Here is a 24,534-nt window from a genome sequence, read left to right as displayed (position 1 = left end):
TATGAGCTGGAGAACATATACAGTAAAAGAAGAGGTAGATACAACAGTATCTGCTTATGTAAAAGAGCGATTTTCTTTATCCTCTCGAAATGTGCAGATGATATTCCGTAAGAAACGGGTGAAGGTCAATAGCCGCGTTGCTCATTCCAAGCGTATGCTAAGAAAAGGGGATGTTATTACTATTGAGTTACCACAAGATAAGGATTATGGTGTAGAGGTTGAAAAAGGACCTATAGAGGTTCTCTATGAGGATGAACACACACTTGTGGTGTATAAGTCTCCATTTATGCTAGTTCATCCAGCAGGTCAAACGAAATATCATACATTGAGTAATCTGGTGGCTGGCTATTATGCTAAACGCGGCGAAGTTCATAAAATTCGGCCTGTTCATCGCTTGGATCGAGATACAACAGGTGTTATTATGTTTGGCAAAACCCGTGAGGCAGAACAATATTACACTAAACAGCTACAAGAAGGTCGAATTCACCGTGTCTATCGCGGTCTCGTAGAAGGAAAGATTACATCTGATGGTGTGGTGAATGAACCTATCGGTGTGGATCCGGTATTTGATAATCGCCGCTGTGTTGATGAATTTGGTCAAGATGCTGTAACCGAATATCATGTGATTGAATATGATGATGTACAATCGTTGTTAGAGTTTACATTGCTAACCGGACGAACTCATCAAATTCGCGTTCATATGGCTCATATTGGTCACCCTATCATTGGCGATGCCATGTATGGTATGCGGAAAAAACCGTATACGAGACAGGCCTTACATGCCTATTCGTTGACATTTATACCATATGGACAATCTGAACTGGTGACTGTTATCGCACCTGTACCATCTGATTTAGGTCGTGAACTACAAAATAAAAAGCTGCCCTAGGGCAGCTTTTTGTATAAGTGTATAGGTTTGACAACGAAAAAAGGACTCCTGATGGAGTCCTTTTTCATGTAAGGGGAGTGTTAGTATTAACATCAAATGACCTATGTATTTAAACAAGTAGTAGGTTTGGGGTTAGTATTACTTGTCGGGAGATAAATACATTAAGTAATCAGGGAATATTTACTTATAATTATCATTTGATGTAGTAATTATAAGTAAATACTATGAAGGTAAAATGAACTTCTAAAAAATATTTTATGAAATTTAGATGAAATGTAAAATTCGTTTATTAAATGTTGATAAATGCCATACTTCTTGATATGATAATAGAGGAGGATAATATCTTCTCTTTATTTTTTTTAAAAATATTTAAAAAAATCGTTCTAGTTATAAGACTTTTGTTGTTGGGTTAGAAAGGGGGCCACTATGAAGTTGCTTATAGCTTTGATGGCCTTTTTTTGCCTCATAACATATTCGAATACAGCACAAGCGACTGATTGGTACTATGTAAGTCCTGATGACAAAGGTAATCAACTCTTTATAGATAATGATAGTGTTCAAAAAAGCGATTATGATGCTGTTCTTTGGCTAAAGGTTAATGAACCAGGTGGCGATGAACTTCGCTATAAGGTATATATTAGCCGTTATAATCGGACCATGGAAATTCTAGAAGTAGATGCGTATATGCCAAACGGCACTCAATATGATAATGTTGATTATGATAAAGATCCTGAACCGATTGAAGGCAATACAAATGGTCAAGCCATCTATAGATTGTTATGGCAATAAATAGCTTGAATTTAATATTTTAGATATAAATTTAAAAAATTAAATATAAAAATACCTAGCTAGACAGCAACTAGCTAGGTATTTTTTGTGTGTAAATGTATTGTAAACACGCAGAGGTGTTACAGTCTTTGTAGATAGGTAAAATTTAAGATATCCACTAGTGATTGGTAACAACCGTTAGTTTATAGCTGAGCGGCTGTACGGGTTAATTCCAAATCATTAATCATTTGTAAATCGTCTTGCGGGGATCTACCGCCAGTTGTTAAGTAACCGCCTACCATGATGCCATTAAGACCACCTTTTAGTGCGTACGATTGTAAATCACGTAGATTTACTTCTCGACCGCCTGCGGTGCGAATTAATGCATGAGGTAAAATGAAACGGAATACAGCGAAGGTACGTAAAATTTCCATCGGTTTTAACGCTTTGTTATGTTCGAATGGAGTACCCTTAATCGGATTTAATATGTTTAATGGAATGGAATCAATGTTAAGGCGTTTAAGTTCAAACGCCATTTCTACGCGTTGTTCTAGAGTTTCGTTTAGACCTAAGATACCGCCAGAGCAAACGCGAATGCCAGCTTTTTTGGCATTTTCTATGGTAGACATCTTGTCCTCATAGGAATGTGTGGAGCAGATGTCAGGGAAATGACTTGGTGCAGTTTCGATATTGGAATGATAACGAGTAACACCAACTTCTTTTAATTGAAGAGCTTGTTCATAGGTTAACAAACCAAGGGAACAACAAATTTCTAAACCAATTTTTTCGCGAATTTCTTTTAATACGCGTAAGATTTGGTTGAATTCATTAGGGTTGGAAGTGTTGCGACCGCTTGTAACAATAGAGAAGCGAATAGCACCAGCTTCTTTTGCTTTTCTAGCAGCCTCTAAAATCGATTCATCATCCATAAATGGATATTCTTGAACACCTGTATTGTGGTGTGCCGACTGTGCACAGAATTTACAGTTTTCAGGACATTTACCAGAACGAGCATTTACAATCGCGCAAATGTCAACGGAATTATCGTTGAAATGTTGTTTTATTTTATCTGCCATAGCCAATAGAATCATGGTATCTTCATCGGATGTATGGATTAAATCGATGGCTTCCTCTTTAGTGATTTCCCCACCATGTAATATACGATTGGCAATGGTTAATATTTTTTCATAAGAACCCACCTGGGTTTGTTGCTCTACTGGAAGTGCCATTATAGCCTCCTTGTTATTGTTAACTTATAAAAACGAATATATTTACAATGTAATTGTAGTATTCTTGTATACTAATTGTCAACTGTATAAATTAATTAGTTTACAATATGATATCTTACATATTATATAGAAATATATAGTATAATTAGATATTAGTATTCTATAAGTTAGGAAAGGAGACAATATGCAACCCTTTCGTTTTATACATTGTGGAGACCTTCATTTAGGGGCTCCTTTTCAATATGCTATGGGGATGAGTCGGCATGTAGATCGTGCTGTCGCAGAAGCAACTTATGAAGCTTTCAATAATATCATTGAAATCGCTGTGCGCGAACGCGTTAATGCAGTTGTGATTAGCGGTGATGTTTATAATAGTGAAGATCATAATTTAGAGGCTCAGGTCCGATTTGTGCGTGCTATGTATCGCTTGTGGGAGGCGCATATTCCCGTATATATGGTGCAAGGTAATCATGATCCTGCTGAAAGCTGGCGCGCTGGCTTATCAATGCCTGATAATGTACATGTGTTTTCGGATACACAGGTACAACGATTTCCGTTGATGGTTAATAATATTGAAGTTGGTGGTGTTTACGGCATCAGTTGTGGTCATGGCAATGAACAATCTAATTTTGCTGCACAATATAAAGCCTTTGAACGAGATGAGTTTTCCCTTGCTGTCATGCATGGAACAGTTGGATCTAGTGTGGGCAGTGAACATCATGATGTAACAGGGCCTTGTAATTTGACGGATATCATGCAAGGCGCTATGGACTATTGGGCACTAGGTCATATCCATAAATCACAGGTGATTTCAGAAGACCCTATGGTCGTATATGCGGGCAATCCTCAAGGATTACATCGGAAGGAATCTGGCGCTAAAGGATGCTATATGGTCAACGTATCACATAATGGACATTGTGAATTAGAATTTATTGAGACTAGTGCCATTCGTTTTGAAGATATAAAGATTGATATTGCAGGCATACAAACTGAACGTGATTTATTAGATTTGTTGAGCCATAAAAAGCAGTCCTTACGTAAAAAATATAATAAGAATACATTGGTATCGGTCCATTTAGTAGGAACTGGTCCAATGCATCGCTTATGCGTGGATGAGTCCGTTCGAAAATTATGGCTACGGGAGACGCAGGCAGAGGAAAAGAGTAAATCTATTTTTGTTATGCCATACCGCATGATTGCTAAAACGCGTCCTACTGTTAATTTGGCAGAACGCCGTTTATTGTCCGACATGGTAGGCGATTATCTACGTGCCTATGATGAAACCGTTACTGATATTGAGGCCGTACGTCAAATCTTGGTCGATCGTCCTGAGTCTAAACGACTTGGCAGTTATTTAGATTTATTATCAGACGATGTATTGAAACGAGTTATGGAACGCAGTGAAATGGAAGGGGTTACGGTGTTAATGGGGGTAAACGATGAACATTAAACAGATTCGACTCGACTCATTTGGGCCGTATGAAAACTGGACATTTAAATCCGGTCCTAACGGTGTACAGCTTGTATATGGCGCTAATGAAAGTGGGAAAACCTCCTTATTAGAAGGTATGCGTTCTCTTTTATTTGGCGGTAAACATAAAAAATATGGTTATGTAAGTGGATCTCTTGAGCTCGACAAAGAGGGGACGGCTTATCATTTAGGCCGACAAAACAAGAATTTAGATTTTTATTCTCCTGGTGAGCCTAGCATAAAGGACGAGCCGAATCAATTGTGGTGGCATGGGCTCGATAAAAAAACGTATAACCGCATATTCGGCCTTACGTTAGAGGACCTTCAAGGCGTAGATATACTCAATGAAGTAGATGTACGAGCTAGATTCTTTGGCGCCGAAGGGGGCGAGCAACTCGGTGGTGTAGTAAAAAGCATTGAAACCAATGCTAATGACTTACTGGTTGCGTCTGCATCAGGCAAACGCCGCATCAATGTTTTGATAGATCAATTACAAGAAAATAAGGTTCGTTTATCCGCACTGGGTGAACATGAAACGCAATATGTAGAATTACAACAAGCGTTAAAGGCTTCCGAGGATACAGAAGCAGAAATTCAGAATCAAATCAAAGAATGGCAAGATTATCGTGAAGGCGTAGAGATGGTGCTTCGTGCATGGGATACGTATCGACGTAGCGAAGAGGCGCGTCGTCGTATGCAACAGTTTACATCTCCTGATACACTAGATCGCGATGCGTTTTTGAGTATCGATGAGGGCCTTCGTGAAGCTCGTCAGAATATGCAGCTTTGGCTTGATAAAGAAGAAGCACTAAAACCGGAAAATTTTGATCCAAATAGTCCATTTACTACCTATGGCCAAGATATAGAGGATTTGATTCAACAAGGTGCGAAGTGGGAACAATTGCGCCGTGAGTGTGAAGAAGGCGAAGCCTACATTGCTAAGGTTAAAGAGCAACTTGATTTCTCGAGAGGGTTACAATCTTCATGGCGCAAGGATGAATCGGTGCCAACTGATGTGAATTGGTTTGAAGGGGAACGTTTATCCAAACGATTGCGTACCGCAAAGGACCAATTATTATATTGGCAAAGCCAAGCACCATCCTTGCAAAAAGAACCAAAAATAAGTGAAGATAGTTCATCTGTTGACACTGGTGAAAATAGCCCTGTTAACACCTGGGCTCAGCAAGAGTTGCAGGCCGTTATGACCGATATTGCAGATCTAGAGTCTCGACTTGGAGAACATGGTTCCATACGTATGGCCGCGATGCCGATTTGGTTGCAACGTATTGGAGGGATTGGAGCCGTTATTGGTGTATTGATGTCGCTAGCAGGCCTCATTGCGCTGGAATCTGTACTATATAGCATCGGTGGTATTATTCTATTAATACTTGGACTGGGATTGTTCTGGTATGGATGGCGCCTTCGCCATGTAGATGATTCCGATGTAGCTCGGTTGATGCGTGAACTAGAACGCTTACAGCAACGTAAGTCGTATTTAGAAACACAATTGGATGCACCTTTACCTGTGGCGTCAGATGTACCGAACTTGGAAACGGCAGCTATTGAGCAACGTTACAATGATGAAGGTAAACAATTACAGGCTAATTATGAAAAAGCCTTGGCTGAATGGCAAGCATGGATTCCTGAAGGGGCTGCCAAGAGTCTCGATGAAGATGATTTCTTTAGTATGAAGCATGAATATGACCAGTACTCTGAACAATTGCGGACTATTGAAGGATATGAGAAACGCTTAGATGAACATAAGGAATCTTTGCGCCTTATAGAGGACCAAGCTGTTACCTTATGGTATAACCTTGGTGTTGAAGCCCCTGTGTCTCCTACTGAGCTAAAACGTATTTATAACCAATATAAAAACTTTCAACAACAAATGATTCGTTGGGAACAAAAAGAATCACAGCGTAAGAGCTATCGTATGGAGTATGATAATTGGCATCGCAAGGAAAAAGAGCTTTTGCTAGAACAAAAAGCATTGCTTGAAAAAAGCGGATTATCCGGCGCCAATGAATATCGTCAAAAACTCATTGATGAAGATCAGTTTAAGCAATGGGAAACGATTTACAAACAAAGCCAAGTACAGCTTGATTTGTTAACTCCAGATGGTGAAAATAAAGATTTATTCTATCGCCGCTTGCGTGAGGGGAATAAAGAGAATTGGACTGATGAATTAGCCCATGCAGATCAAGAGCTGAATGCGCGCAAGGATGCGATGGCTAACCTCTATGAGAAACGAGGCCAAATCGTGGAAGCTATGCGTGCATTGGGTTCAGATCAGGAGCAACGGGAAGCCATTCAACAACGACAAGAGTTAGAATCTGAATTGGAATCTGCCTTGGAAGATTGGGCCACTCAAGTTGTCATCGCTCATTGTATGGAACGAGCGCAACAATCATACGAAGAAGAGTCACAACCAAAGATGTTAGAATTAGCATCTCAGTATATTAAACGATTAACGAATGGTGCTTATACATTTGATATGTGGGGATTGCAAGACGGTTTAGCCCTTTTGAATGAACGGGGTGAACGATTACCGATTTATCATTGGTCTAGTGGTTTAGCGGATCAGGTGTATCTCGCGTTGCGTTTGGCACTAGCAAAGGTCTTTTCGTACCAAGTGGATGCATTGCCAATCATATTAGATGATATCCTAGTCCGCTTTGATGAAGATCGCCAAAAGAGTGCACTTGAGTTGTTAGCTGAACTTGGTGAACATCAACAAATTTGGTTGTTTACATGTCAGCAACAAGTGTATTACATGGGTCAAGCTATTGCTGGTATAGATACGCATATATTACAACGTGCATAAATTTCTATCCCTAAAAATATAGATAATAAGTGGTTTTGCATATTCATCACTTTTGGGGTACACTTTTAATATAAGCGTGACATTCTAATATAAAATCTTATATACATGTATGGGTGTGTTTTGTAGAAAGGGGTGGAAGTTTGAATACTGCTTATTTAGATATGATTCAGGGCAAGAACCCTGGCATAACACCGGTATGGTATATGCGCCAAGCAGGGCGCAGTCAGGCTGCATATCGTAAGATAAAAGAGAAGTACACATTGTTCGAAATTACCAAACAACCAGAACTTTGCGCACAAGTGACAGAACTGCCTGTTAAAGAATATGGCGTTGATGCGGCTATTCTTTATAAGGATATTATGAGCCCTATGGTGGCTATTGGCGTGAATGTGGATATTAAACCTGGTGTAGGTCCTGTATTTGATACTCCAATACGCCGTATGGAAGATATTGAACGATTATATGCGTTTGATGCAACAAAGGTAGAGTATATTTCCAAAACTATTGAGTTGTTGACTACTGAGGTGCTTGATGTACCTCTTATTGGCTTTTGTGGTGCACCATTCACTATCGCGTCTTACCTTATTGAAGGAGGTCCTACGAAAAGTTATAACAAAACTCGTGGGATGTTAATCAGCGAACCCGAAATTTGGAATAGACTAATGGAAAAACTAGCGGATATGTCCATCGAGTATTTGTCAATGCAAGCGCGCGCTGGTGCTAATGCTTTACAAATCTTTGACTCTTGGGTGGGGGCCGTTAATAGTACAGAATATGAGCAAGCTATTTTCCCTCATATGAAACGTATTATTTCCACAGTAAAATCTAGATTCCCTAACTTGCCGCTCGCTATGAATGGTGTCGGTACAGACCACCTTGTTTCTACTTGGGCTAAATTACCTCTTGATGTTATCGCCTTAGATTGGCGAAGCTCTCTTGGAGCGGCTAAGGATAGAGGTGTTACACAAACAGTACAGGGAAACCTTGATCCGGCTTATTTATACGGGGATACAAAAACAATAGCCAAGGTGGTAGATGAAATCTTAATGGATGGCGTTCGCCATGGTAAACATGTATTTAACTTAGGGCATGGCGTATTCCCTGAGGCAGACCCAGCAAAATTACATTGGTTGACAGACTATGTTCATGAAAAGAGCCGTGAATTGTGGGCTCGTGAAAGCCGATAATATGAGGCAGGCTATACTGTTATTATCTTTTGGTACACCTCGTCAACCATCTGATTTATTACCCTATTTGACGAGCATTCGACGCGGAAAAATTCCGACAGAACGAGAATTGAAGGTTCTAACTGCTCGTTACGATGCCATCGGACAATGGGATAATAAGCTGTTGCAAACGATGGGGGAAGATCAAAAGAAAACTCTTAAATCCCTATTGGCAATAGACGCGATGTATTTGGCCTATCTTCATATGCCTAATAGTATGGAACAAGCTGTAGAATCCATAGCAGCTGCAGGATATACTTCTATTTTATGCATTGTCACATCGCCGTTTTATTCTATGGTTGGAACGGGCGCATATGAACGGAAATTACATTCTATATTACGAGCGTATCCGGATATATCTTGTGAAATTATCAAATCTTGGTGGAATAGACCACAGTTTTTTGAATACTGGCGTTCACAGTTGATGGCCGCGAATCCATTACAAGCTGATACAGCCTGTATTTTCTCTGCCCATAGTGTACCTACTTCAACGGTTGGTAGCTATGAAGATGAGGTCATGTCCGCATCAAATCAAATTGCAAAAATGGTAGGCCTTAATCACTGGTATCAGGCATGGCAAAGTGCGGCACCCTATGGTGAATGGTTAGGTCCTACCATTGAAAGTGTCATTGAACAGGCTCTTATAGATGGAGCAAAACGGATTGTATGTATTCCTTTTGGGTTTGTTAGCGATCATGTAGAAATTTTGTATGATAATGATATTATTTGTCGGAATATCGTTGAAAATGCTGGGGCTACATATGAACGTCTGCCTATGCCCAATGGAAATACCCTATTTATGGAGGCCATGGCAAAGGCTATACGAGAAAGGATTAATAAGTGAAGGTAACGATTGTTGGTGGTGGCCTTACGGGGCTTACTGCAGCCTATTATTTAGGCCATGCCAAACCAGATTGGCAGATACAATTATATGAACAGGCCCCTCGATTTGGCGGTAAAATTCAAACGCAACAAGTAGATGACTTTGTTGTTGAGTTAGGACCGGATTCCTACTTGGGCCGTAAAACGGAAATGACGGATCTCATTACAGATCTTGGTCTAGCAGATACGCTTGTATCCAATGAAACGGGGCAGGCCTATGTGTATGACCGCGGCAATATTCACCCAATTCCAGGTGGTTCCATCATGGGCGTTCCTACGGAAATGATGCCTTTTGTGAAAGCGACCTTAATTTCCTGGGCTGGTAAAGTGCGTGCTGGTCTTGATTATTTTAAGAAACCGTATCCCTTAGATGCTCACGGTGATGTATCGATTGGTCATTTCTTCCGCTATCATTTAGGCCAAGAAATGATGGATAAATTAATTGAGCCATTATTGGCGGGTATTTATGGTGGCGATATTTATAAAATCAGTCTATTATCTACGTTTCCGCATTTTATTCAAGTAGAACAAAAATATGGCAATATGGTTAAGGGCATGATTGCTGCTAAGATGAGCCATCAAAAGGCAGGTGTCTCTAAGGCTGCCAAAGGTGCTGTTAATGAAGGCGACGTTCCCCGTGCTGGTAAAGGAACGATGACGGATGCTCAATTTGATAAGAAACAATCTAGTATTCAGCGAACGAATGGAAATCTAAAAGCATCAAAAGGAACCGCATCACAATCCGGTATGTTTAGACAATTAACGGGTGGTCTTGAAAGCGTGGTAAGTGCGATTGTGGAACAAATGCCATCTAATGTTACATTGACTACTAAGGCCCTTGTTCGAGATATATCGTATGCTGATGCAGTGTATCGTTATAATGTGAATGGTCGAGAAGAAACCTCCCATATGTTGGTTATCTCTACACCACCAGCTACGTATAAAGATTGGTTTATTAGAGATACTGGATTTGATGGCGTACGCAATATGGAACAATCCAGTTGTGCTATTGCAATCATGGCCTTTGATAAAGCGACCTTTGATGGCGAACTAAAAGGCTCTGGCTTGTTGATTACTCGTAAAACGGATACACCATTAACGGCGTGTACCATATTAAATCAAAAATGGCCACAAACAACGCCAGATGATAAAATCGTTCTTCGCGTTTTTATCGGTAAACCTGGTAATGATGTGGTGGAGCGCTATAGTGATGAAGAACTTTCTGCATTAGCTCTTAAAGAAATTCAACGTATTATGAACTTTAAAGCTAATCCAGAGTGGATTAAGATCAATCGTTTAATACATTGTATGCCTCAATATAATGTGGGCCATCGTGCTGCTATTGCAGCCGTTCGGGAGCATGTGAAAGAACATTATCCTAATTTGTATCTCATTGGGACACCGTTTGATGGGATTGGGATACCGGATGGGGTAAAACAGGCTAAGGAACTTGTGCATCTGTTGACTAAAAGTTCTACTACGTGATCGGCAATGGATAAGCCTTCTTCAGCTCCAACTAGCTTAACAGTCATCGGCCTAGGGCCTCGACTTACTAAAGTCGCTTCAGGAGGCTTATCCATTGCCTGCTGTAGCGGATTTTAGGCTCCAGCTAGCACAAGGTTCTTTAGCCCAGACTAGAGGAGAACGGTTTTCGGCCTAGGGCCTTGACCTACTAAAGTCGCCTCCTGAAGACCATCTCGTACCTACTGTAGGATAAACCGCAATTCATCGCCTACTGTAGATTTTTTTTAACAACCGTAGCACAAGAGCCCTTTAGCCTAAACTAGAGGAGAACGGTCATCGGCTTGGGGCCTCGACCTACTAAGGGCGCCTTCTGGAGACTATCTAGAACCTACAGTAGAGTATTTTAGCCAAACGGTTGCACAAGGTTCCTTTAGGCTAGTGTAGAGGGAAACCGTCATCGGCCTAGGGCCTCGACTTGGATTAGTGATTTTTGTAATTGTAAATTGTGTTTTATATATTTTATGTGAAAAGGAGTGATATTATGGGTAAGGCAATTCCTACTGTTGAGGGTTGGCATAGTCAACATATGGTGTTTTCCATGGATTTTAGTGCTTGGAATTGTTTTGAGGAGGCTGAAAAGGAGGAGGCTCGTGCTGAGTTAAAATCTTTTTTGGCTGAGTTGGAGTCTATGCATCAGGCTAAAAAGGGCAGTTATGCGTTCTATGATGTGAATGGTTATAAGGGCGATCTTTTGTTGTGGATTTTGGCGCCGTCTCTTGATGATTTGGCTCGATGGGAACGTAAATTCCGTCGCCTTACGATTGCGTCTGTATTAGTTCAAACGTATTCTTATACGTCTGTAACAGAGGTCAGTGCGTATGTGAAAGCTAAGCTTGATACGCCTGAAGTGGACGCTAAATTGTATCCAACTGTACCAAAGGATAAATATATTTGTTTTTATAATATGACGAAGAAGCGTGAAGGCAATGATAATTGGTATATGTTGCCTCAAGAGGAACGCGGTCGTATGATGCGTGAACATGGCATCACTGGTAGACCATATTTAGAAGTACTATCTGAGTACACTACAGGTGGTGTTGGTCTTGATGATTGGGAATGGGGCGTTACTATTTTTAGTAATGATGACATTCAATTCAAGAAAATTGTTTACGATATGCGCTTTGAAGAAGCGAGTGCACGATATGGTATCTTCAGCGATTTCTATGTAGGAACGTTGATTGATGAAGCACGCTTTGATGAAGTGTTTGCTTAATCTATAACTACCAGTAGTAGTACTGTAAAGGGAAGGGGTTAAAGTTTTGACGCTAGCCATACGAAGCCTTGAGGGCTAAGTAAAATCGGCTGGTGGAAAAATTTTACCCCTTTTTGTTTTCCTATAATGAATCATGTATACAAAATACGCATATGGCTATGATTTTACCGCAAGTTAGATTGCGGTTTTTATATTATCAATTTACAGTGGACTTTGGTATACTGTGTATAGACACTAAATTCTATAGAATTTGAATTTTATATGAATATTGAAATGGAATTAACTTTCACAAGGCTTATATATAATGATTATAGAGGTTGTGAAACATCAAGTGATATGAGAAGGAGTACAAAAGCTATGGAGATGAATGGTAGCGTTATTGATCAACAACGTTTAGATCAGGCTAGACTTGAAGCAAATGGCATGTATAGCAGCCAATTTGAAAAAGATGCCTGTGGTATGGGTTTTGTCGTAAATATTAAGGGCAAAAAATCCCATGATATCATCGATGATGGCTTGCGTATTTTAGAGCGTCTTGAGCATCGTGGTGGTGCTGGTGCAGATAAGGATACAGGCGATGGTGCTGGTATCTTGGTACAAATCCCACATGAATTTTTTAAACGTGAATGCGAAGTGTTAGGCATCAATTTACCTGCAGCAGGTGAATATGGTGTGGGCATGATTTTTGCGCATAAATATGAAAGTCTTCGTAATGAGCAAAAACGTATTTTTGAAGAAGTAGTACGCGAAGAGGGGCAAGTCGTTCTCGGTTGGCGTGAAGTGCCTGTAGATGGTACTAAAGTTGGTAAGGAAGCGGCTGCTATTCGTCCTTGGATGATCCAAATTCTCATTGGTAAAGGCCCTGATGTAACGAATAATGCGGAATTTGAACGTAAATTATATGTTATCCGTAAATTGGCGGAAAAACGCATTATCCCATTGAGTAAGGAACTATCTAGCGACTTTTATATTGCATCCTTGTCCTCTAAAACAATTGTATATAAAGGTATGTTGACTCCTGGTCAATTGCGTGACTTCTACCTTGATTTGAGCGACCTTGATTTCACATCTGCATTGGCAATGGTTCACTCCCGTTTCAGTACGAATACATTCCCAAGCTGGGCTCGGGCGCATCCTAACCGTTTCTTAGTGCACAATGGTGAAATCAACACAATCCGTGGTAACGTAAACTGGATTAATGCTCGTGAAGGTAAAGCAGAATCTCCATTATTCCCAGATATTAAAAAGGTATTCCCTGTAGTAGATGACAGCGGTTCTGACTCTGCTATGTTCGATAACACATTGGAATTCTTGCACATGACAGGTCGTTCCTTGCCTCATGCGATCATGATGATGATTCCTGAACCTTGGGAACGCAATAATCTCATGAGCCAAGAAAAACATGACTTCTACGAGTTCAATAGCTTCATGATGGAACCATGGGATGGTCCTGCCGCTATGGGCTTCACTGATGGTACTGTTATCGGTGGCGTACTTGACCGTAATGGTTTGCGTCCTGCTCGTTACTATGTAACAACAGACGACCGCGTTATCATGGCATCCGAAGTGGGCGTTGTGAATGAAAATGCGGAAAATATTCGCGCTAAAGGTCGTTTGGAACCAGGCAAAATGCTTCTTATTGATACGGCAGAACAACGTATCATTTCCGATGATGAAATCAAACAACGCATTGCAACTGAATTGCCATATAATGAATGGGTAAAAGAACATGTTATTCATTTGTCTGAAATTACACAAGCTGATGAAAGTGATGTGCCAGCTGTAGAAGATTTATTCAAACAACAACAAGCATTTGGCTATACTCAAGAAGATTTAGTACGCATGATTGTACCTATGGCAAAGGATGGTAAAGATCCTGTAGGTGCCATGGGTGCCGATGCGCCTTTGGCAATCCTCTCTGAAAAACCACAATTACTATATAACTACTTTAAGCAAATGTTTGCGCAAGTAACAAATCCTCCAATCGATTCGATTCGTGAAGAAATGGTTACATCTACACGCGTAATGCTTGGCAACTCTGGCAACTTAACAGATCCTAATAAGACTGGTACATATGCATTGTCTATGCGTACACCAATCCTTACAAACCAAGAATTGGCATCTATCAAAGCTCTTGCGTGCCGTCGTATGAAATCTGTTACATTGCCAATCCTCTTTGACCCATCTAAGGGTGTAGACGGAATGCGCGAAGCGCTTAAAGAATTGTGTGAAAAAGCAGAAGAAGCAGCACGTACAGATCAAAACGTATTAATTTTATCTGACCGTGGTGTTGATGCGAACCATGCGCCAATTCCAGCACTTTTAGCTGTGGCAGCTGTTCATAATCATTTGATTCGCAAAGTATTGCGTACAGAAATTGGCTTGATTCTTGAATCTGGTGAACCACGTGAGGTACACCATTTCTGTACATTGATCGGTTATGGTGTAACTGCTATCAACCCTTATTTGGCATTTGAAACAGTCAAAGATTTACATGCGCGCAAACGCCTAGGTGATATTACATTAGAAAAGGCGGAACAAAACTACATTAAGGCTGCCGTCGGTGGTATTATGAAGGTTATGTCCAAAATGGGTATTTCCACAGTGCGTTCCTATCATGGTGCTCAAATCTTTGAAGCATTAGGTCTTAACTCTGATTTCATTAAAAAATATTTCGTAAATACACCAACACGTATCGGTGGTATTGGTTTGTATGGTGTTACTACCGAAGCGTTGGCTCGTTTTGATCGAGCTTTCAAAAAAGACGAATCTGTCCTCGAACCAGGCGGTTGGTATGGCCCAGTAAAAGATGGGGAAGAACATTTATTCAACCCTAAGACAATTGAGTTGTTGCAAGAATCTCTTATCAATGGGGATTATGCGAAATATAAGGAGTATTCTAAAGCCATTCGCAATGATTATCACGTTACATTGCGTTCCTTAATGGAATTGAACTATCCTGTAGGCGGCGGTATTCCTATTGAAGAGGTTGAATCTGAAGAATCCATCGTAAAACGTTTCAAAGCAGGCGCTATGAGTTATGGTGCTATCAGTAAAGAAGCGCATGAAACAATCGCTATCGCTATGAATCGTTTAGGTTCCACATCTAACTCCGGTGAAGGTGGCGAAGACGCTGCACGCTTCAAACCATTGCCTAACGGAGATAGCATGAACTCTGAAGTAAAACAAATTGCATCCGGTCGTTTCGGTGTAACTGCTAACTACTTGCTTCATGCAAAAGAATTGCAAATCAAATGTGCACAAGGTGCTAAACCAGGTGAAGGTGGTCAATTGCCAGGTAAAAAGGTATATCCTGAAATCGGTAAGGCTCGTCACTCCACACCAGGCGTAGAACTTGTTTCTCCTCCACCACATCATGATATTTATTCCATCGAAGATTTAGCGGAATTGATTTATGATTTGAAATGTGTCAATAAAGATGCTCGCATCTCCGTTAAATTGACTTCCGAAGCTGGTGTTGGTACAATCGCAGCCGGTGTTGCGAAAGCAAAAGCAGATAATATCTTGATTTCCGGTTATGACGGTGGTACAGGTGCGGCAGGCCGTACGTCTGTAAAACACGCTGGTGTGCCTTGGGAACTTGGTTTATCTGAAACTCATCAAACTTTGATGCTCAACCGTTTGCGTGACCGCGTTCAATTGGAGGTAGACTCTAAATTGATGACTGGTTTCGACGTAGCTGTTGCCGCTATGCTTGGCGCTGAGTTATTCGGTTTCGGCACATTGCCACTCGTTGCTGTAGGCTGTAAAATGGCTCGTGTATGTAACCTCAACACATGCCCTTACGGTGTGGCTACACAAGATGAAAAATTGCGTGCTCGTTTCAACGGTAAACCTGAATATGTAGAAAACTTGATGATTTTCATCGCACGTGAATTGCGTGAAATCATGGCTCGCTTAGGCATCCGTTCCGTAGCTGAACTCGTTGGCCGTATCGACCTTGTTCGTCAAAAATCTCAAGACGATAACTTCAAATTGTCTCGTGTCGATTTGAAACGTATCTTGTTCCATCCATACATCGATGCATCTGTTGGTCATATGCATACCATCGATCAAGACCATGAATTGGAACGCACATTGGATATGTCTAAACTCTTGCGTATGTGCCGTCCTGCTATCGAAGATCAAAAACCTATTCGCGCTAAATTGGCAATCAACAATATTAACCGTGTAGTAGGTACACTAGTTGGTTCTGAGGTAACACGTCGTTATGGTGAAAGCGGACTTCCAGATAACACAATCAAGTTGAACTTTGAAGGTTCTGCAGGTCAATCCTTTGGTGCTTTCATTCCAAAAGGCATGACATTAGAACTCGAAGGGGATGCAAATGACTACCTCGGTAAAGGTTTATCCGGCGGTACCATCGTTGTTTACCCACCTAAGAAATCTATCTTTGAAGCTGACGAAAATATCCTTATCGGCAACGTTGCCTTCTATGGTGCTACATCTGGTAAATCCTTTATCAATGGTGTAGCTGGTGAACGTTTCGCTGTTCGTAACAGTGGTATTACAGCTGTTGTGGAAGGTGTAGGCGACCATGGTTGTGAATACATGACAGGTGGCGAGGTTCTCGTACTCGGTAAAATTGGTCGTAACTTCGCAGCCGGTATGTCCGGTGGCTATGCGTACATCCTCGATTGCGATGAACGTTATGTAAATACTGGTCTTGTAGAATTACGTCCTGCTAATAATGATGACCTTAAACGCATCAAAGAATTAGTCGAACAACATGTATTGCATACTAATTCCACAAAAGGCCGTCATATCCTTGAAAACTGGAATAACTTTGCAAATAGATTTACTAAGGTTGTTCCTGTAGCATACGAAGAAATGCATGCTGCTATTGAACGATTCAAAGAACAAGGCTTGTCCTTAGAAGAAGCTCAATTGGCTGCATTTAAAGAAAAATATGCAAAATAAGTTCTAATCTAATATAACTTAGAGAAAATGTAATGTAGAATGCCTCTATAGTTTTGACTATAGAGGCATTTTCATGTATAATATTTGTATTGCAATATTGGATCATGGCAGTTCTCGGGCCCGTGCAATGGGGGCCTGTGAATCGTGTCAGGACTGAGAGGTAGCAGCACTAAGCGGTAACCTTCATGTGCCACGGGGAACCCGGGGGCTGTCGTGATCGAATATTGCAAGGCGGCCTTGGGGGCCGCTTTTTTTATTCTATTATTGAAGCTAAAACGGGTATTAGTTACATGCAAAGAGGACGTGAAAGGACGCCCTCTTTTTTGTGTAATATGGTATAATAAAGTATTGCTAATTACGGACTGTTTACAGGGAAAAGGGGGTGTTTCTATGGCATATATGGCGCTATATCGTAAGTATCGTCCGCAGACGTTTACCGATGTGGTTGGGCAACATCAGGTATCAGATACGTTGATGCGCGCTATTCGCGAGGATAAGGTGGCTCATGCGTATCTATTTGCCGGCCCGCGCGGGACTGGTAAGACGAGTATGGCTAAGATTTTTGCACGTGCCATTAATTGTGAACATGGCCCTACCGACCATCCTTGTAATGAATGTAGCGTATGTAAATCGATTTTGAGTGGTCAGTCTATGGACGTCCTCGAAATTGATGCGGCGTCGAATCGTGGTATCGATGAGATTCGTGCTTTACGTGAAAGCGTAAAGTTTATGCCTGTAGAGGGGCGCAAAAAGGTATTCATCATCGACGAAGCCCATATGCTTACCAATGAAGCGTGGAATGCCCTATTAAAGACGATAGAGGAACCACCAGATCACGTGATGTTCATCTTTGCGACCACTGAGATTGAAAAACTGCCTGTTACCATCGTATCTCGTTGTCAACGATATACATTTAGACGTATCACATCTGATGATATTGCACAGCGGTTACAATATGTTGCGGATAAAGAAGGCTTTGCCTTAGAAGATAATGCAGCACGTCTCATCGCGGTTCATGCGGATGGTGGCTTGCGCGATGCGTTAAGTATTCTCGATCAATGTGTGGGCATGGCCAGTGGCGAGATTACACCGGCCGTTGTAGAGGAACTCATTGGCCTCGTTAGTAAGGACTGGATTATTAAATTCCTATCTGCCTTGCATAATGGAGATGGCCCAGCTGTATTGAAATATATTCAAAATGCACTCAGTGAAGGGCGTGATGGGGCTCAAATCATGGAGGCCCTTACGCAACACTTACGAGCTTTATTGATCGCTAAGGTTGCTCCCGATGCTGAGGAATTAAAGGTATATGATTCGTTCCGCACTGAATTCTTAGAACAAGCACAGGCTATCGAGTTTGGTACCATTAATCAATATATTAAACAGTTACAATCCATCATGAGCGATGCAAAGCAGGTAGATAACCCACGGACCGTTATTGAAATGGGATTACTCGTATTATGTGCTGGTATTTCAAAAGCGAATGATGATGTAGAAGAACGCTTATCCGCCTTGGAACATTCAGAGCGAGAATCTCGCGAAGGGCTTCTTAACCGATTAGCCAAATTGGAACAACAAGGCCCACCGATGGCGGCGCCATCTATTAATTTTGTGGCTACACCTAATGCATCAAGATCAAATGTGGTAGATGATGATTTCATTCCACCGCCTATGGAGGAATACGAATCTGTTACGATTCATGAGGTGCCAACAAATTATAAGCCTTCACCTATTGTAGCGGAATCGAAACCTAGCGGTAGTAATCAAACGGCTACTATAGGTTTGACGCCGCCACCTATGCATGGTGTTGGTATGACACCACCACCGATGAAGACTTCTGGTGAAATACCACCTAAGACCGGCACATCTCGAACGACGAGACATACGGGCCGTCAGAAGAATACAGGTATTAGCCAAGTCGCTGTTATCGGTGAAACCATGGTGGACTCTGGGGAATATAGAACCATTCAGACTACTGTGATAAAATATCTAAAGGACAGCGATAAGGGATTAGCATATAATATTATTGGTCAAGGCCAAGTTATTTATGTAGATCGTGAAAAAGCAGTAGTAGCTTTTAAAAAGGGCATATCCCTTACCTTGGCTACTAATGAAGCAAATCGCAAGGAAATTGCATTAGCGTTCCAATATGCGTTGGGCTATTCCGTGTCTTTAGAGATTGTCGATATAGAGACAGATGTCTATAAAGAATATATGATGGCTAGCGGAGCGCGGTCTAATCGAGCTGTACAGCCTAAGAGGCCACAGCCTACACCGGTTGTTGAGGCCCCGCCACCACCGGTAGAAACAGACTTACTAAGCTCCGAAGCTCGCAATAATGCTAGAGAGGCTGCGTTAGCTGCTCTTAAAGCAAGAGGTATAAAACCACCGAGCAGTAAGGGAGATGAGGATTCATCTGCTAAGAAAAAGACGGCTCATGATGACGGTGGTATACCCGTTATGAGCTTAGACGGAACACAGGTAATGACCGATGATGGTGAAGTTATCAATCGGCCTATGGATAGTGGCGCCACCGTGGAGGTAGAAGCCGTCCCAAAGCGTGAATACCAGTGGGACCCTGAACATATGGGCGTTGAAGAACAACAAAACCCACTGTTGGCTAAAACATTAGAGAAACTTTCAGAAGACCATGACATTTATGTAGAGGTCATAGAAGAGTAAATTGCAATTTTCAGTATATAGTTAATTTATTTTGCAAGGACTTTCATAGTCCTATAAGGAGGAAATACAATGTTCGGTAAAGGTATGGGCAATATGGCAGGCATGATGAAAAAAGTTCAAAAGATGCAAGCTGACATGAAAAAAATGCAAGAAGAGTTAAAAACTCGTACAGTAGAAGCATCCGTAGGTGGCGGCGCTGTTACCGTTATTATGAATGGCGAAAAGATGATTGAATCTTTGAAGTTGAACCCTTCTGCAGTTGATCCTGAAGATGTGGAAATGCTTGAGGATTTGGTGATGGCTGCTGTTAATGAAGCAAGCAAAAAGGTAGATGACCTATTGTCTCAAGAAATGGGCAAGGTAACAGGTGGTCTTAACTTGCCAACAGGTTTATTCTAAATGACAAACGCATTAGAACGGCTCGTAGAACAGTTGCGTAGATTGCCAGGCATTGGATCAAAATCTGCCCGTCGCTTGGCATATCATCTTGTGGAAATGCCGCAAGAAGAGGTGGACCGATTGGTCAATACCATTGTTGAAGCTAAAGGGGCAACCCGCCATTGTTCTATCTGTTTTAATCTATCTGCGCAGGATCCTTGTGAATTTTGCTCTAATCCAAATCGAGATCAAACCACGATTATGGTCGTAGAAACCTCTCGCGATGTGATTGCCATAGAACGCAGCGGTGATTACAAGGGGCTCTACCATGTCTTAGAGGGGGCGTTGTCACCTTTAGAGGGCATTGGTGCTGAAGACATTCGTGTTAAAGAGCTGATTGCTCGTTTGCGTGATGGTGTTGTACAGGAGGTTATTCTCGCAACAGACCCTGATGTAGAAGGGGAGGCGACAGCCTTATATTTGGCACGTCTACTAGCGCCGACTGGCATCAAGGTAACGCGTATTGCCCGCGGTGTTCCTGTAGGTGGAGATATCGAATATGCCGATGAATTGACCTTGGGCGGTGCCGTTGTAAACCGCCAGGAGATGAAAGGATAATATGAACATATTACTCGCGCCATTATTGGCAGCGCCTATGACTGAGGCGATTATATCTGTATTGGTCATTGTTATCGCCTTGAAACTTGCTTTTTTTACCATTAAAAAGGTAGCTCTAAATGTAGTATTAGGCATTGTGACATACATGGTATGCATTCATGTATTGCATATACCAATGGATATTGGCTTTGGTGTGTGGGCTTTGACCGTACTATTTGGACCCATTCCTATGGTTTTGGCCGCTCTATACTACGGCTTATAATATAAGGAGAGGATATCATGGTTATCAATAGCGAACAACAACGCGTCATCGATGAACTAGATAGAAACATCCTCTTGTTGGCGTCCGCTGGGACGGGAAAAACGAATACACTGGCTTATCGAGTGGCTCACATTATTGAAAGTGGCCGCTGCGAGGCGCATCAGATTTTGTGCATGACCTTTACAAATAAGGCGGCACAAGAGATGAAGTCGCGCATCGAATCCCTCGTTGGCCAACCTGCAAAGGCTGTGGATATTAGTACGTTCCACAGCTTTTGTTTTTACGTTATTCAACAAGAGGGCAAGCGAGATGAGTCGCTCTATACAGATGTGACTATATTTGATGAAGAGGATTGTAAAGAACTATATTTGCCATATAAACCGAGAAATATGCGGGATATGAACTTTGCTAGCCTTATAAGCATGGTAAAGGAATATCGTTCTGTGTATGAATTCTATTCTGAATCGTTGATAGATGATTACAAACGAACGATACAACGTTTAGAGCAGGACCAATCTAAGCAAATAGAGAAATTATTTTACAATTACAATACTCTTGCTACCGAGGATCTGTCGGACTTTTGGGCGCATGGTCATGAATGGATTGCTCGTTATGATGAAAGTTTACAATCCGTTCACGGCGTTGATTTTACTGATTTAATCTGTGGTGTGCATCGACTATTTCAAAATCTAGATATTCGAGAACGGTGGCGCAGTCGTTATCAGTATATTTCCGTTGATGAAATGCAAGATACGGGCTCATTAGAATATAAGGTTATGGAAATGCTATGGGAAGGCAATCACGTTCTTTTATGTGGGGACTATTTCCAAACTATCTACGAATGGCGCGGCTCAGATCCGTTCTGTTTATTAGAGGCATTTACCCGTGATTTTAATCCTCTAAAAATCATATTCTATAAAAACTATCGCTCTAATCGCACTTTGTTTACAATGGCTTTTAAAACATTGCAGAACATGTTTCCTCAACTCGTTGGAACTGTGTACGATGAAATGCCAGAGGCTAACAGTGCTAGTGATGGGGCACCTGTCCTTGTGAAAGATTGTCGTAATGAATATACGGAATCAAAATTTATTTATGACCGTATTTGCGCGCTTCCAAAGAATGCATCTATCGGTGTGTTGGTTCGCGATAATCGCAAGGCACAGCGTTTAAGTGAACAGTTTGAACGATATAATCAAGACAAGCCAGAATCTGAACGTCGTCCGTTTATGATTATTGATGAATATAAATTCTTCCGCCGTCAGGAAATCAAGGATATCATGGCGTACTTTAAGCTCTTGATGAATCCTAATGATGCGGTTAGTGCGAAACGCATTATTAAACGCTATGTATCGGGCATTGGCGACGCGCGTATTCGCGATATTGAAAGTCCAAAAAATCGCAGTGTAGGGCTAAAATTGACGGATTTTATGGATATGCCTATCTTTGAAGCTGAGCCATATGCCAAATTGGTAGCTGGTCTTGAGGTGGGGGAAGTGGTGGTGTACGATGTAGAAAGCACCGGTACTGATACGACACAAGATAGAATTATACAAATTGCGGCAATGCGCATTGATAAAGATGGCAATGAAATAGAACGGTTTGAACGGTTTATCAATCCTGGTAAATCGGTAGGTACCTCTCAACTCGTTCATGGCTTTACGGATGCATATTTAGCAGAGCATGGTGAAAGTCCAAAGGTCGTACTGGAGGCTTTCAAAGAATTTTCTAACAATCGTATCATTGTAGGCCATAATGTAAATTATGATATTAGTATTTTGAGCCACGAATTAGCGCGCCATAATTTAGGCGAGCCTCAATTTAAGGCCGTATATGATACACTAGATATCTTTAGACGGTTCTATCCAACACTGGAAAATCATAAGTTAGGATTTTTGTCAAAATATTTTCCTATCAATCATACGCCTACCCATAATGCGATGGATGATATTATCGCTACGGGCCAATTATTAATCTACGCAGTCCGTGAAAATATTATGCCCACAACGACGGATCGCATGGTAGCCATTAATCAATATAAGGCGGCTTTCACAACGATTGCGTCTCAAATGGCAACCTTGCGCAGAAAGATGCATACCGATAATCCTACGGAATTATTGGCCTATATTATGAATCAAATGGGCGTACTAGACTATTATAAGAGTCATGGCGAAATGGCCAAGGTTGAACATATACGAGATTTGTATCGTATTATGGAATCATTAGATAAGGAATATGAAGGTACAACGGGATTAGCTCGTCTTAATCATATTTTGCAATTAGCTGCATTGACGGCTGGTGAGCCACAACAGATGAGTAAACAATCTAAGATACCGATTATTACGGTTCATCAAGCAAAGGGTAGTGAGTTTGACCATGTATTTTTGGCAGGTATGAATCAAGGGACCTTTCCTAGTTTTATGTCCTTACGCGAGGGCAATGAGGATGAAGAAAAACGCTTGTTCTATGTGGCCATTACGCGACCAAAACAGGAGCTGGTTATTACCTATACCAATGAATCACAACGGGGCCAAGGCACAGCGCCAAGTGCATTCCTTGATTATATGCCAAGGGATGTAAAACTCGTAGAAAGGAGTATGTAATGGCACGAAAAACACATAGACCAGATGATATTTTTTGGTCAGTTACTACCCAGGATATAGAATCCATACAACATGCAACTACAGATGCTATAACATTAGGGCAACTGTTAGATACTAAATATCCAAGAAAAGCGATGGTAAAGTTATTTGATGAGAAATTAATCCATGTAAATGGTCACAAAGCAACACCTCATACAGAGGTTGCCGTAGATGATGAAATTTGGATAGCTATGGCCAAAGAGAAGATTGATCATGAGCCAATTGCAATGGATTTACATATTCTCTATGAAGATGATGATTTGCTCATTGTGGATAAGCCTGCCGGTGTTACGGTAAACTCAAAAGATAAAGTATCCCTTGCTAATGGCATTGCCCATTATTTTATGGAACATGGTATTAAGCGAAAAGTACGTTTTTTGAACCGTCTTGACCGCGATACAACAGGCTGTATTGTAATTGCTAAAAGCGGTCTAGCCCAAAGCTTATATCAACAACAAATGGATGATAACACATTTGAAAAGTGGTACATGGCTATTGTTGAAGGCCTTGTCGAATCAGATTCGGATTCGTTGGTGCTTCCTATGGATAGAAGTATTGATGGCATTCATTACGAAGTAAATTCTAAGGGGAAAGAAACACGGACTGATTTTACCGTTTTACACCGATATCCGGATGGGGCTGTGGATAACTCTGTGCATAACCTACAAAATATTGTGGATATATCCCATGAAAATGTGGACAGCACAGTGAATACTGTGGATAAACAGGGTGGAATTGTGGATAATTCTGTGCATAACTTAGAAAATCAGCCTTGTACAGCAGTGGCAGTTCGCTTATATACAGGTAAAACACATCAAATTCGAGTGGCCTTCAGTCATATAGGTCATCCTTTGTTAGGGGATACATTGTATGGGGCGAAATCTACGGGAGAACCATTTGCACTACGTGCAATGAAGGTTGTTTTTACACATATGCGTTCTGGAGACCGTATAACCGTTCAAGCTTAATTAGAATGGGCATTCAG

The 24,534-nt window shown here is 41.2% G+C and carries 16 protein-coding genes and 1 other RNA gene; 16 read left to right on the top strand and 1 reads right to left on the bottom strand.

What is annotated here, in order from left to right:
* The first annotated feature begins 1 nt into the window (after nt 1).
* Complete coding sequence (locus tag O3598_RS07905) at nt 2-889, top strand: RluA family pseudouridine synthase (RefSeq protein WP_005375266.1); 888 nt, start codon at nt 2-4, stop codon at nt 887-889.
* 426 nt (nt 890-1,315) lie between these two features.
* Nucleotides 1,316-1,678 carry a hypothetical protein gene (locus O3598_RS07900; protein WP_005375251.1) on the top strand — a complete coding sequence of 121 codons (363 nt, stop codon included), beginning with the start codon at nt 1,316-1,318 and terminating at the stop codon, nt 1,676-1,678.
* 182 nt (nt 1,679-1,860) lie between these two features.
* Here O3598_RS07900 and bioB read toward each other — a convergent pair whose 3' ends face one another.
* A complete protein-coding gene (gene bioB / locus O3598_RS07895) occupies nt 1,861-2,886 on the bottom strand; it encodes a biotin synthase BioB (RefSeq protein WP_005375253.1) in 1,026 nt (341 codons plus the stop codon).
* A 184-nt stretch (nt 2,887-3,070) separates the two neighbouring features.
* Here bioB and O3598_RS07890 point away from each other — a divergent pair, with 184 nt between their 5' ends.
* The 14 genes from O3598_RS07890 to O3598_RS07825 all read left to right on the top strand — a co-directional run bounded on the left by O3598_RS07890 (nt 3,071) and on the right by O3598_RS07825 (nt 24,517).
* Complete coding sequence (locus tag O3598_RS07890) at nt 3,071-4,336, top strand: metallophosphoesterase family protein (RefSeq protein WP_038123923.1); 1,266 nt, start codon at nt 3,071-3,073, stop codon at nt 4,334-4,336.
* Entirely contained in the window at nt 4,326-7,181 is a 2,856-nt protein-coding gene (locus tag O3598_RS07885; RefSeq protein WP_038123926.1) for an ATP-binding protein, read from the top strand. The genes O3598_RS07890 and O3598_RS07885 overlap by 11 nt, the downstream gene beginning before the upstream one ends.
* 140 nt (nt 7,182-7,321) lie before the next feature.
* The gene (hemE, locus tag O3598_RS07880; RefSeq protein ID WP_038148968.1) at nt 7,322-8,368 is read left to right on the top strand and encodes a uroporphyrinogen decarboxylase; all 1,047 of its coding nucleotides are present in this window, start codon (nt 7,322-7,324) and stop codon (nt 8,366-8,368) included.
* Between the two features lies 1 nt (nt 8,369).
* Complete coding sequence (hemH, locus tag O3598_RS07875; RefSeq protein ID WP_038123931.1) at nt 8,370-9,251, top strand: ferrochelatase; 882 nt, start codon at nt 8,370-8,372, stop codon at nt 9,249-9,251.
* Nucleotides 9,248-10,774: a protoporphyrinogen oxidase gene (hemG, locus tag O3598_RS07870; RefSeq protein WP_316710033.1), complete on the top strand. Its 1,527-nt coding sequence runs from the start codon at nt 9,248-9,250 to the stop codon at nt 10,772-10,774. The genes hemH and hemG overlap by 4 nt, the downstream gene beginning before the upstream one ends.
* Nucleotides 10,775-11,294: 520 nt before the next feature.
* On the top strand, nt 11,295-12,026 hold the full coding sequence (hemQ, locus tag O3598_RS07865; protein WP_371441993.1) for a hydrogen peroxide-dependent heme synthase: 732 nt from the start codon (nt 11,295-11,297) through the stop codon (nt 12,024-12,026).
* 357 nt (nt 12,027-12,383) lie between these two features.
* Entirely contained in the window at nt 12,384-16,967 is a 4,584-nt protein-coding gene (gene gltB, locus O3598_RS07860; protein WP_371452316.1) for a glutamate synthase large subunit, read from the top strand.
* A 111-nt stretch (nt 16,968-17,078) separates the two neighbouring features.
* Nucleotides 17,079-17,178: signal recognition particle sRNA small type (gene ffs / locus O3598_RS07855), an RNA gene on the top strand.
* 179 nt (nt 17,179-17,357) lie between these two features.
* Nucleotides 17,358-19,649, top strand: coding sequence for a DNA polymerase III subunit gamma/tau (dnaX, locus tag O3598_RS07850; protein WP_371452315.1), 2,292 nt, complete (start codon nt 17,358-17,360; stop codon nt 19,647-19,649).
* A gap of 69 nt (nt 19,650-19,718) precedes the next feature.
* The gene (locus O3598_RS07845) at nt 19,719-20,048 is read left to right on the top strand and encodes a YbaB/EbfC family nucleoid-associated protein (protein ID WP_371452313.1); all 330 of its coding nucleotides are present in this window, start codon (nt 19,719-19,721) and stop codon (nt 20,046-20,048) included.
* Nucleotides 20,049-20,645 carry a recombination mediator RecR gene (gene recR, locus O3598_RS07840; protein WP_005384103.1) on the top strand — a complete coding sequence of 199 codons (597 nt, stop codon included), beginning with the start codon at nt 20,049-20,051 and terminating at the stop codon, nt 20,643-20,645.
* A gap of 1 nt (nt 20,646) precedes the next feature.
* Nucleotides 20,647-20,907 (top strand): hypothetical protein, encoded by a 261-nt coding sequence (locus O3598_RS07835; protein ID WP_118354078.1) that lies wholly within the window; start codon nt 20,647-20,649, stop codon nt 20,905-20,907.
* 17 nt (nt 20,908-20,924) lie between these two features.
* Nucleotides 20,925-23,510 (top strand): 3'-5' exonuclease, encoded by a 2,586-nt coding sequence (locus O3598_RS07830; RefSeq protein ID WP_371452311.1) that lies wholly within the window; start codon nt 20,925-20,927, stop codon nt 23,508-23,510.
* Entirely contained in the window at nt 23,510-24,517 is a 1,008-nt protein-coding gene (locus tag O3598_RS07825) for an RluA family pseudouridine synthase (RefSeq protein WP_371452309.1), read from the top strand. Before O3598_RS07830 ends, O3598_RS07825 begins: the two co-directional genes overlap by 1 nt.
* Nucleotides 24,518-24,534: the final 17 nt, after the last annotated feature.

It is taken from the genome of Veillonella atypica (assembly GCF_041431435.1).
GTDB classification, from domain to species: Bacteria; Bacillota; Negativicutes; order Veillonellales; family Veillonellaceae; genus Veillonella; species Veillonella atypica.
The sequence above is the reverse complement of the archived record's forward strand: the minus strand, read 5'-3'. Positions and strand labels throughout refer to the sequence as shown.

What these genes read in the sequence shown, in the direction of transcription:
- bioB (WP_005375253.1), bottom strand. Translation starts at nt 2,886, where the DNA reads ATGGCACTTCCAGTAGAGCAACAAACCCAGGTGGGTTCTTATGAAAAA.
- O3598_RS07845 (WP_371452313.1), top strand. Translation starts at nt 19,719, where the DNA reads ATGTTCGGTAAAGGTATGGGCAATATGGCAGGCATGATGAAAAAAGTT.
- recR (WP_005384103.1), top strand. Translation starts at nt 20,049, where the DNA reads ATGACAAACGCATTAGAACGGCTCGTAGAACAGTTGCGTAGATTGCCA.
- O3598_RS07900 (WP_005375251.1), top strand. Translation starts at nt 1,316, where the DNA reads ATGAAGTTGCTTATAGCTTTGATGGCCTTTTTTTGCCTCATAACATAT.
- O3598_RS07835 (WP_118354078.1), top strand. Translation starts at nt 20,647, where the DNA reads ATGAACATATTACTCGCGCCATTATTGGCAGCGCCTATGACTGAGGCG.
- O3598_RS07825 (WP_371452309.1), top strand. Translation starts at nt 23,510, where the DNA reads ATGGCACGAAAAACACATAGACCAGATGATATTTTTTGGTCAGTTACT.
- O3598_RS07905 (WP_005375266.1), top strand. Translation starts at nt 2, where the DNA reads ATGAGCTGGAGAACATATACAGTAAAAGAAGAGGTAGATACAACAGTA.
- O3598_RS07885 (WP_038123926.1), top strand. Translation starts at nt 4,326, where the DNA reads ATGAACATTAAACAGATTCGACTCGACTCATTTGGGCCGTATGAAAAC.
- O3598_RS07890 (WP_038123923.1), top strand. Translation starts at nt 3,071, where the DNA reads ATGCAACCCTTTCGTTTTATACATTGTGGAGACCTTCATTTAGGGGCT.
- hemQ (WP_371441993.1), top strand. Translation starts at nt 11,295, where the DNA reads ATGGGTAAGGCAATTCCTACTGTTGAGGGTTGGCATAGTCAACATATG.
- hemH (WP_038123931.1), top strand. Translation starts at nt 8,370, where the DNA reads ATGAGGCAGGCTATACTGTTATTATCTTTTGGTACACCTCGTCAACCA.
- O3598_RS07830 (WP_371452311.1), top strand. Translation starts at nt 20,925, where the DNA reads ATGGTTATCAATAGCGAACAACAACGCGTCATCGATGAACTAGATAGA.
- dnaX (WP_371452315.1), top strand. Translation starts at nt 17,358, where the DNA reads ATGGCATATATGGCGCTATATCGTAAGTATCGTCCGCAGACGTTTACC.
- gltB (WP_371452316.1), top strand. Translation starts at nt 12,384, where the DNA reads ATGGAGATGAATGGTAGCGTTATTGATCAACAACGTTTAGATCAGGCT.